The 10,188-nt window shown below is 70.4% G+C and carries 8 protein-coding genes; 4 read left to right on the top strand and 4 right to left on the bottom strand.

Annotation, left to right across the window (positions count from 1 at the left end):
* Window positions 1-62: 62 nt before the first annotated feature.
* Window positions 63-263, bottom strand: a complete 201-nt coding sequence (locus BCF74_RS16700; protein ID WP_106299053.1) for a hypothetical protein — start codon at window positions 261-263, stop codon at window positions 63-65.
* On the bottom strand, window positions 260-550 hold the full coding sequence (locus BCF74_RS16695; protein WP_106299052.1) for a DUF3099 domain-containing protein: 291 nt from the start codon (window positions 548-550) through the stop codon (window positions 260-262). The genes BCF74_RS16700 and BCF74_RS16695 overlap by 4 nt, the downstream gene beginning before the upstream one ends.
* A 103-nt stretch (window positions 551-653) precedes the next feature.
* Here BCF74_RS16695 and fabG point away from each other — a divergent pair, with 103 nt between their 5' ends.
* From fabG to BCF74_RS16675, 4 genes are all read left to right on the top strand, one after another.
* Entirely contained in the window at window positions 654-1,367 is a 714-nt protein-coding gene (gene fabG, locus BCF74_RS16690) for a 3-oxoacyl-ACP reductase FabG (RefSeq protein ID WP_106299051.1), read from the top strand.
* Between the two features lie 72 nt (window positions 1,368-1,439).
* Window positions 1,440-2,198: an enoyl-ACP reductase FabI gene (gene fabI, locus BCF74_RS16685; RefSeq protein WP_106299050.1), complete on the top strand. Its 759-nt coding sequence runs from the start codon at window positions 1,440-1,442 to the stop codon at window positions 2,196-2,198.
* Window positions 2,199-2,225: 27 nt separating this feature from the next.
* Window positions 2,226-4,493: a tetratricopeptide repeat protein gene (locus BCF74_RS16680; RefSeq protein WP_245889428.1), complete on the top strand. Its 2,268-nt coding sequence runs from the start codon at window positions 2,226-2,228 to the stop codon at window positions 4,491-4,493.
* Window positions 4,494-4,803: 310 nt separating this feature from the next.
* Window positions 4,804-6,033: an IS110 family RNA-guided transposase gene (locus tag BCF74_RS16675; RefSeq protein WP_106299055.1), complete on the top strand. Its 1,230-nt coding sequence runs from the start codon at window positions 4,804-4,806 to the stop codon at window positions 6,031-6,033.
* A 72-nt stretch (window positions 6,034-6,105) separates the two neighbouring features.
* On the opposite strand, the gene cphA is transcribed toward BCF74_RS16675, so the two are convergent.
* The gene (gene cphA / locus BCF74_RS16670; protein ID WP_106299049.1) at window positions 6,106-9,006 is read right to left on the bottom strand and encodes a cyanophycin synthetase; all 2,901 of its coding nucleotides are present in this window, start codon (window positions 9,004-9,006) and stop codon (window positions 6,106-6,108) included.
* Between the two features lie 97 nt (window positions 9,007-9,103).
* Window positions 9,104-9,958: a cyanophycinase gene (locus BCF74_RS16665; RefSeq protein WP_106299054.1), complete on the bottom strand. Its 855-nt coding sequence runs from the start codon at window positions 9,956-9,958 to the stop codon at window positions 9,104-9,106.
* Window positions 9,959-10,188: the final 230 nt, after the last annotated feature.

Raw genomic sequence — 10,188 nt, 5'->3', positions numbered from 1 at the left:
GTGCCGAACCGTCCAATTGGGTGAGTTCGGGACGCGAGGGTGAGCGGGCGGGGCGGCTGCGTTCAGCCGGCGCCGTCGGGGATCTCGTCGACGGGGACGGTCTCGCGCAGGAACCCACGCAGCGACAGGAAGTCGCCGAGGCTCTCGCGATGCTCGTCGCACGCCAACCAGACCTTGCGGCGCTCGGTGGTGTGCAGCTTGGGGTTGTTCCAGAGGTGGGCCCAGACGGCCGACGCGCGGCAGCCCTTGGCGCTGCAGGTCACCGGCCGAGCTGCTGCTGGTGCGGGTTGCGCGGCACGGCCTTCGTCAACCGACCGGCCCGCCGTGGCGCATGCGCGTTTGCGAAGAGCACCGCGATGTAGGGCAGGACCACGGCGAGGGCGACACACGTCCAGCGGACCCAGCCTTGGGTGAAGAAGGCCGCGACGAAGCACGCTGTGCGGATGCCCATCGTGACGAGGTACTGCTTGATCCGCGCGTTGAGATCGTCGTCTGCGCTCGTCGGTGCGGTGGTCACCGACTGCACCGGCTGCGTGCCGTGTCGGTTCATGCTCACTCCTCAACTCTACGTCTCGCCCCTGTGAACCGCTCATGCCCTCGGGTGCGCGAGACGATGCGGGCTACCGATCGGTAGTCCACTAGCGTCGGACGCCATGAGCGATCCGCGCAACGTCCTCGTCACCGGCGGCAACCGAGGCATCGGGCTGGCGATCGCCAAGAGCTTCGTCGAGGGCGGCGACAACGTCGTCGTCACGAGCCGCAGCGGTGAGGCGCCCGACGGCCTCACCGCGGTCGCGGGGGACGTCACGAGCACCGAGTCGGTCGACGCGGCGTTCACGAAGGCGGAGGAGATCTTCGGGGGGCCGGTGCAGGTGCTCGTCGCCAACGCGGGGATCACCAAGGACGGCCTGCTCATGCGGATGAGCGACGACGACTTCGCCGACGTCATCGACACCAACCTTGCCGGTGCGTTCCGCTGCGTGCGTCGCGCGAGCACCGGGATGATCCGGGCTCGCGGCGGCCGGATCATCCTCATCTCCAGCGTCGTCGGCCTCTACGGCGGTCCGGGCCAGGCGAACTACGCCGCGAGCAAGGCCGGACTCGTCGGGCTGGCCCGCTCCGTCACCCGAGAGCTCGGCGGACGCGGGATCACCGCCAACGTCGTCGCCCCCGGGTTCATCGAGACCGACATGACCGCAGCGCTCCCGGAGGACACGCAGAAGACCTACAAGGCCGGCATACCGGCCGGGCGGTTCGCCCGGGCGGACGAGGTGGCCGCGGTCGTGCGCTTCCTCGCCTCCGACGACGCGGCCTACGTCACCGGGGCGGTCATTCCCGTCGACGGCGGCCTCGGCATGGGCCACTGACGGCCACCCCACGACCCTGCACGCCCCCTGCACGACCCCGCACGACCCCCGCACGACAAGGAGAACGACCCGATGCTGCTCGAGGGCAAGAAGCTGCTCATCACGGGGGTCCTCATGGACTCCTCGATCGCGTTCCACGTCGCCAAGCTCGCACAGGAGCAGGGCGCGCAGGTCGTCCTCACGTCGTTCGGTCGGACGATGAAGATCACGTCGACGATCGCGAAGCGGCTGCCGAGCACGCCACCGGTCGTCGAGCTCGACGTCACCGACCAAGAGCACCTCGACACCCTCGCCGAGCGGCTCGGGGAGCACGTCGACGGGCTCGACGGCGTGCTGCACTCCATCGGGTTCGCGCCGCAGGGTGCGTTCAACTTCATGGAGGGGACCTTCGAGGACGTGTCGACCGCGATGCACGCGTCGGCCTACTCGCTCAAGGCCCTTGCCGCCGCGGCGCTGCCGCTCATGGGCGAGGGGTCGTCGGTCGTCGGGCTGACGTTCGACGCGAAGTACGCGTGGCCGGTATACGACTGGATGGGCGTCGCGAAGGCCGCCTTCGAGGCGACGAACCGCTACCTCGCGCGCGACCTCGGCCCGCAGGGCATCCGCTGCAACCTCGTCGCCGCCGGCCCGATCCGCACGACGGCGGCCAAGTCGATCCCCGGCTTCGAGGCGTTCGAGGAGTCCTGGGACGACCGGGCCCCGCTCGGCTGGGACGTCAACGACGCCGTACCGGCGGCCAAGGCCTGCGCGGCGCTGCTCTCCGACTGGTTCCCGGCGACGACCGGCGAGATCGTCCACGTCGACGGCGGTGTCCACGCGATGGGCATCTGAGGCCGCAGCGCCAACTAGGCTCGCCGGGTGCCCAGCGACACCAGCCCTGCCACGACCGTGACCGAGCCTCGCGACGCCGCGTCGAGTGCCGTCGCTTGGAGTGCCGCCGACCCGGCCGGGGTGACGGCGACGGAGGTGCGTGTCCTCGAAGGACCGAACCTCTACTTCCCGCGACCGGCGGTCAAGGTCACCCTCGACCTCACGGCATACGCGGACGCCGACAAGGACACCGTGCGCGACATCGCGCGGGCTGCGGGCCTACGCGCCGCGCAGGTCGGGGCTCCCGGGAGCGAGCAGCGCCAGCGGGTGCTGGCGAGGCTGGCCGAGCGCGCCGTGCGGCGGCTCTCGCAGGCGTCGGGCACGCGCCGGCTCGGGGTGCGGGCACGTCCCAGCTCGGACCGGGCGAGCGTCGTCGTCGCCTTCGTGTGGCGCCGCCGCGGGCCGGCGCAGGTGCTCGGGGAAGCCGTCGCGCCGGTCCTGTCCGCGTGGCTCAACGGCCACGACGTCGTCGAGGAGTATGCCGTCCGCGTGCGTTCCGCGGAGCCGGGCGCCCCTGCGCGAATCGTCACCCCGCAGGTGCCCGTGGCGTCCGTGACTGGGACCAACGGCAAGACGACGACCACGCGACTGCTCGCGCACATCGCGATGACGGCCGGGCGGCACACGGCGTGGAGCTCGACCGACGGCGTCGTCGACCACGGGACGATGATCGAGCCCGGTGACTACTCCGGACCGGCGGGAGCGCGCGGCGTGCTCGGGGCGCCGGGTGTCGAGATCGGCATCCTTGAGACGGCCCGCGGGGGCATGCTGCTCAAGGGCCTCGGGGTGACGCACAACGACGTCTCCGTCGTGACGAACGTGTCCGCCGACCACCTCGGCCTCCAAGGCGTCGACACGGTCGACCAGCTCGCCGAGGTCAAGGCGATCATCACGCGTGCGACGCGGCCGGAGGGCTGGACGGTCCTCAACGGTGACGACCCGCGAGTGTGGGCGATGCGCACCGGCTCGCCGGCGAAGCCGTGGGTCTTCACCCTCGACCCGAACTCGCCCGCGATCCGCGAGGCCCTTGGTGCGGGCGGGCGCGCCATCACCGTTCTCGACGACCGCATCACGGTGCTCGACGACAGCGGGATACCGGACCGGCTCGTCCGGGTGACCGACGTCCCGATGACGATCGCCGGCCTGTCCCGGCACAACGTCGCCAACGTGCTGGGGGCTGCCGCGGCCGCGCTCGGTCTCGGCATCGAGCGCGACGCGGTCGTCGAGGGGCTGCGGACCTTCCAGCCCGACGCGAGCCTCAACCCGGGCCGGATGAACACCTACAGCGTGCCTACGGGAACGGGCGGTGCGTGCACCGTCGTCGTCGACCTCGCCCACAACGAGGCCGGCCTCGAGGCCCTGCTCGACGTCGCCACCGGACTACGTGCCCCCGGTGCCCGCGTCCTGCTCGGGCTCGGCGCCGGCGGCGACCGCACCGACGAGATCCTCGAGAACCTCGGCGAGATCGCCGGCCTGCGCGCCGACCAGGTCGTCATCGTGCACAAGGAGCACTACCTGCGCGGGCGGTCCCGCGAGGACCTCGAGGGCCGGTTCCGCGACGGCTTGCAACGGGCGGGCGTCGCCGACGTGCCGGCGTTCCCCACGGAGGTCGACGGCTTGCGTGCCCTGGTCGACAGCGCCCACGACGGAGACGTCGTCGCGCTCATGTGCCACTCCGAGCGCGCCGAGGTCTATGCATGGCTCGAGTCGTCGGGCGGCACGCCGGACGACGCTGCCACGATCCGGCGCAAGGTGGTCGCCGCGCGCGGCGAGCACGAGGCGGAGGAGGCGATCGCCGCGCTGTGGGCCGACGACGACGCCCAGCGGCGCATCGCGACCGCGGCCGACCTGTATGCCGCCCACCCGGGTGACGCGCGTATCGCCTACGAGTACGCGGGCACGTTCGACTCGGCGGGCGAGGAAGCGCGAGCCGTGGGGCTCTACCGCGAGGCGCTCGACGCCGGGCTTCGCGAGCCCCATCGGCACCGCGCCGTCATCCAGCTCGCGTCCTCGCTGCGCAACGTTGGGGAGCACGACGAGGCGCTGCGACTCCTCGATGAGCTCGCGGTGGACCGGCCGGATTCCGTCGGCATCGCCGGGTTCCGCGCTCTCGCGCTGCACTCTGCGGGCCGCACGACCGAGGCCCTGTCCTCGCTGCTCGGCATCGTCGCGAAGGCGAGCACGGACGAGGACGTCGCGCGCTACCGGCGCTCGCTCACGGCATACGCCGAAGAGCTGGACCCACCGCGCGACTGATTGCCCGTTGTGGTCGCGACGTCGCCGACTGATGGCCCGCTGTGGTCGGGACCGCGACGACTAATGGGTCTGTGCCGGGCTTGTCGGTTGTGGCAGGTTCGGTTGTGGTAGCGGCTGGCGGGTCAGCACTCATGGCGACTGGAGTTCGTGAGTCCTTCAATCAGAGCGTGCGCCCGCTGGTTCGCGAGGGACGAGATCGCTGCTGGGATGTCGTGCCCCGGTGTGAAGCTGGTGAGCACTCGATCCATTAGTCCGCTGACATGTCTCTCGGGGCTACCTCGTGTGGGTCGACGACGAGGAGAGCGTGATGATGTTGTTCATCGGTGATGACTGGGCTGAGGGTCACCATGACATCGAGGTTCAGGACGATCAGGGAACCAGGCTGGTTAAGGCTCGGCTGCCGGACAGTGTCGAAGGGTTGGCACGGTTGCATGCCGTGGTTGCGGAGTATTCCGCGCTGGCTGATCACGAGGACGGGGTCGTGCCCGAGGTCGTGGTCGGCATCGAAACCGAGCGTGGGGCGTGGGTTCATCAGCTCGTGGCTTCGGGGTACCGGGTGTATGCGGTGAACCCGATGTCGGCGGCGCGGTACCGGGAGCGGCATTCCACCTCGCGGGCGAAGTCCGATGCCGGGGATGCGCATGTCCTGGCCGAGGTTGTCCGGTTGGACCGTCAGCATCATCGGGAGATTGCTGGCGACTCCGAGCAGGTGACGGCGTTGAAGGTCGCCACGCGAGCTCATCAGAGCTTGATCTGGGACCGAACCCGCCACCAGCTCCGGCTGCGGTCGGCGTTGATGGAGTACTTCCCGGTGCTCGTCACCGTCTTCGCTGACCTCACCGGATCCGACGTGCTGGAACTACTCACCCGTGCCGGTACCCCACAGCAGGCAGCGAGTCTGACTCGACCGCAGGTACGGGCCATACTCAAGCGAGCCGGCCGCCGCAACCTCGACCACCGCACCAGCGTCGTCGTGGACGCGCTGCGGGCGCCGGCGCTGCGTCAGCCGCCAGCGGTGGAAGCGGCCTACGGCACAGTGGCCGCGACGCAGGCCGCGCTCATCACCACGCTGAACGCTCAGATCAGCGAGCTCGAAGGGGTGATCACCGAGGGTTTTGGACGCCACCCGGACGCTGACATCCTCAGCAGTCAACCGGGCCTGGGCCCGGTCCTGGGCCCCCGGGTGCTCGCCGAGTTCGGGGACGACCCCGACCGTTTCACCAGCGCCAAGGCACGCAAGAACTATGCCGGAACCTCACCCATCACTCGCGCCTCGGGCAAACGTCGAACCGTGCTCGCCCGCCACGTGAGGAACAAGCACCTCGCCGACGCCACCGGCAGCTGGGCCTTCTCCGCCCTGAACGCCTCACCCGGCGCCCGCGCCTACTACGACACCCTCCGAGCCCGCGACATCGGACACCAAGCCGCGAAACGCCAGCTTGCCAACCGCCTCGTCGGCATCCTCCACGGATGCCTCAAGACACACACGCCCTACGACGAAACACGCGCCTGGCCCACCGCCACTCACCCCGCCGCTTGACCCCTAACGTCCTGGGATGTCTGATTGCCCGTTGTGGTTGTGCCCGCTCAGCCACAACGGGCAATGAGTGGCTCAGGGGCGCGCGGACTGGACCTGACTTCCGGTGGCCTGGGCGCTGGCGGTCTGCTCGTCGGACTGCTCGGCGAGGTCCTGATCGGTCCGCTCCTCGCCGCTGACCTGGGCCTCGGCGGAGAGCGTCGTCGGGTCGAGGTCGGGGTCGGCGACGGAGTCCGCGGTGTGCGTGCCCGGCTGCGCCTGCTTCGTCATCGTCTCGAGCTCGTTCATGACGACGCCGTGCTGGTCGACACAGACGACGACGATGTCGCCGGGGTTGGCCCGGGCCATGACGTGGCGCACCGCGGACAGCTCGTCGGTGTCGACCTCGACGACGCGCGCGCGAGCACCCTCGGCCATGGCCGCCTTGGCTCCCTCGGCCACGATCGCGGCGGTCTCCCCGCGCCGGCGACCACGCAGGCGCTCGTCCTCGCGGACGACGAGGACGTCGAAGTGCTGGGCGGCGATGGCGCCGAGCTCGCGCATGTCCTCGTCGCGCCGGTCACCCGCGGTGGCGATGACACCGAGGCGGGAGACACGGCCGTGGTCCACGGCACCGGCCTTCGCCGCGGCATACCGCTCGACGAAGTCGCCGAGCACCTTCATGCCGGGAGCGTTGTGGCAGTAGTCGACGATGACGTCGACGTTGTTGACGTTGACCTGGTTCATGCGGCCGGGGGAGAGGTAGTAGCTCGTCGAGAACGTCCGCAGGCCCTGCCTGATCTCGTGCAGTCCTGTGCCGACGGCGAACGCGGCACCGGCGGCGGCCATCGCGTTGGCGACGTTGAACATCGCCGTGCCACCGAAGGTCGACGGCAGCAGGTGGGTCCAGGCGAGCTGCATCGCCCGACGGCCCTGGCGGATGACGATCATGTCGCCCTTGTCCGACGGCTCGAGGACGACGGCGCTGCCACCACGGCGGCAGTGGTCGTCGACGAGCTCGCGCACCGCCGACCCGGGCGGGGACATCGTGAACCACACGATGGAGCCCGAGCAGCGACGGCGCATCCGGCGCACGAGCGGGTCGTCGGCGTTGAGGACGGCGTGACCGGTGCGCGGCACGGCCTCGACGATGACGGCCTTGACGTCGGCGAGCTGCTCGACGGTGTCGATGCCGCGCAGGCCGAGGTGGTCCGGGGCGATGTTCGTGACGACCGCGACGTCGTTGCGGTCGTAACCGAGGCCCTCGCGCAGGATGCCGCCGCGGGCGACCTCCATGACGGCGAAGTCGACGCGCGGGTTCTGCAGGACCATGCGCGCGGACTTCGGGCCGGAGGCGTCGGCCTTGAACACGAGGCGCTCGTCGACGACGATGCCGTCGGTCGAGGTCATCCCGACCTTGCGGCCGACACCCTTCATGATGTGCGCGATCATCCGCGACGTCGTCGTCTTGCCGTTCGTGCCGGTGACGGCGACGATCGGCACCCGGGCCGTCGTGCCGGGCGGGAAGAGCAGGTCGACGACCGGCTTGGCGATGAACTGCGGCTCACCGATCGTCGGGTGGGTGTGCATGCGGAACCCGGGCGCGGCGTTGACCTCGCAGATGGCGCCGCCGGTCTCGCGCACGGGGGAGGCGATGTCGGGGCAGATGAAGTCGATGCCGGCGACGTCGAGCCCGACCATTCGGGCCGCCTCCTCGGCGATCTCGACGTTGTCCGGGTGGGCGTCGAAGGTGCGATCGACCGAGATACCACCGGTCGACATGTTGCCGGTGAGGGCGAGCTTGACCATCGTCCCCTGCGGCGGGACGTCGTCCATGCCGGAGCCCTGCTCGCGCACGAGCGCCACGGCCGCGTCGTCGACCTTGATGCGGGTGAGGACCTTCTCATGGCCGACGCCGCGACGCGGGTCGGCATTGGTGATGTCGACGAGCTCGGCCACGGTGTGCTCCCCGTCGCCGATGACGTGGGCCGGCACGCGCTCGGCGATGGCCTGCATGCGGCCGCCGACGATGAGGCAGCGGTAGTCCTTGCCGGTGATGAAGGACTCGACGATGACGTTGCCGCGCCGCGACTCCTCGCGGGCGATGGCGAACGCCTCGCGAACCTCGTCGTCACTCTGCAGGTCGAGGCAGACGCCGCGCCCGTGGTTGCCGTCGAGCGGCTTGACGACGACGGGGTAGCCGACGCGGTTGGCCGCGGCCACGGCGTCGTTGGGGCCACGCACGGTCTCCTGTTTGGGCACCGGCAGGCCGGCCGACCCGAGCAGCTTGGTCGTGAGGTCCTTGTCCCCGGCGATGTCGACGGCGAGCGCGCCGGTCTTCGACGTCATCGTCGCGCGGATGCGCTGCGCGTGGACGCCCTGGCCGAGCTGGACGAGGCTGCCGGTGTTGAGCCGGATGAACGGGATGTCGCGGCTCACGGCCTCCTCGAGGATCGCCGTCGTCGACGGCCCGAAGGCGGTGCGCTCGGCTCGACGCAGGAAGGTGTCGAGCTCGGCGGCGAAGTCGAACCCGTCCTCGGCCTGCACGAGATGGTTGACGAGGCGCACGGCGAGCTTGCCGGCCGCGACGCCGACACCCTCGTCGGTGTAGCCGTAGATGACGTTGTAGCGCCCCGGCTGCCCCTTGACGCCGCGGGTCTTGCCGCGCCGCTGGTCGTGCCCGGCCTCCTGCTGCAGCTGCAGTGCCACGTGCTCGGTGACGTGGCCGAGCCAGGTGCCCTCACGCAGCCGCTCGACGAACCCGCCCTTCACCCCGCGCGAGCAGGTGTGGCTGGTGATGCCGGGCAGCAGCTCGAGCAGCCGGTCGGTGAACCCGTCGAGCAGGTCGGTCGGGTACTCCTCGAGGATCCCGAGGTCGACGACGAGGTGCACAGCCGGCGAGTAGGACCAGACGTTGCCGCCCCGGTAGACGCGGGACTCGACGATGGTCAGCTCGGGCGCGGCGGGGGCGCTAGGAGTGGGGCGGTCCTGCGTCATCGGTCTCCTCGTGAAGAGTGTGAGGGGCGGGGCGTCGGAGAGTTTGCCGTATGCCGGGGTGCGAGGTGTGCGCTTCGCGCGAGGCTTCCCGGGGCGGTCACGACCTCGCGGTCGCGAGGGTGACGTCGATGTCGGGATGCTGCTCGACGAAGCCGGTGAGCTTGGCGTTCTCGAGGTCGAAGCTCGCGCCCGCTGGCAGGTTGTGCACGACGGCGCCGGACACGAGCAGGGGTGCGCCGCGACGGGCCTCGGGTGCGTCCGTCGTGGCGTCGCGGCAGTCCATGACGATGATGCCGCCACGTCCGTGCACGGTGAGGTGGCCGGACGAGACCTCGATGGCCGTGTCCTCGTCGATGCCGATGCCGAGGAGGTGCGGTGAGGCGGCGACGACCGAGAGGAGTCGGCCGTAACGGGAGCGTTGCGCGAAGTGCTGGTCGATGATGACGCCCTTGAGCAGGCCCATCCCGGCACTGATCTGGCTGTCTCGTTGGACCGGGGTGATGCCCTCGTCGCCCATGGAGATCATGAACTCGCTCATGATCGAGGCGCCGGCGCTCGTGCCGGCGACGACGGCTCCACGGGCGTGGGCCCGGTGGATCGCGTCGCCGAGGGGGGTGCCGGGGAAGAGCTGGGACAGGCGCAGCTGGGACCCGCCGCTCATGAAGATGCCGGTGGCGTCATCGAGGCGGGCGACCGCGTCGGGGTCCTGGGCGTCCTGGCGGGACTGCGGGTTGACGACCTCGATGGAGGTGACGCCGAGCCGCGAGAACACGTCGCGGTAGCTCGCCTCGACCTCGTCCTGGAACGAGGACGCGGTGGGGATGATGACGAGCCGGGCACGTCGCCCGCCGCTGATCTTGACGAACCGCCGCAGCAGCGTCGCTCGGCCGACCCGGTCCTCGGCTCCACCGATGATGAAGAGCGTCGGGGTGGACGATGGGTAGCGGGGCATCGCCACAGCCTATGAGGTGCGGAGACCGTCCGTCGCGGCACCGGGGCCGCAGTCGGCGATTCGTCCACCTGCGGTGAGATCGGGACGGTGCCCCAGCGTCTACCCGGCGTCCAATTGGGTGAGTTCGGGACGGTGCCCAAGCGTCCAATTGGGTGAGTTCGGGACGGGAGCGGCGCCACACGGCATACCTGACCGCCTGTCCCCAAGCGTCCAATTGGGTGAGTTCGGGA

The sequence above is a fragment of the Knoellia remsis genome (assembly GCF_003002895.1).
GTDB classification, from domain to species: Bacteria; Actinomycetota; Actinomycetes; order Actinomycetales; family Dermatophilaceae; genus Knoellia; species Knoellia remsis.
This window is presented reverse-complemented; position numbering and strand designations above follow the sequence as displayed.

Excerpts from the sequence above, each read along its gene's own strand:
- BCF74_RS16675 (WP_106299055.1), top strand. The coding sequence starts at position 4,804 with ATGTTGTTCATCGGTGATGACTGGGCTGAGGGTCACCATGACATCGAG.
- BCF74_RS16695 (WP_106299052.1), bottom strand. The coding sequence starts at position 550 with ATGAACCGACACGGCACGCAGCCGGTGCAGTCGGTGACCACCGCACCG.
- cphA (WP_106299049.1), bottom strand. The coding sequence starts at position 9,006 with ATGACGCAGGACCGCCCCACTCCTAGCGCCCCCGCCGCGCCCGAGCTG.
- fabI (WP_106299050.1), top strand. The coding sequence starts at position 1,440 with ATGCTGCTCGAGGGCAAGAAGCTGCTCATCACGGGGGTCCTCATGGAC.
- fabG (WP_106299051.1), top strand. The coding sequence starts at position 654 with ATGAGCGATCCGCGCAACGTCCTCGTCACCGGCGGCAACCGAGGCATC.
- BCF74_RS16665 (WP_106299054.1), bottom strand. The coding sequence starts at position 9,958 with ATGCCCCGCTACCCATCGTCCACCCCGACGCTCTTCATCATCGGTGGA.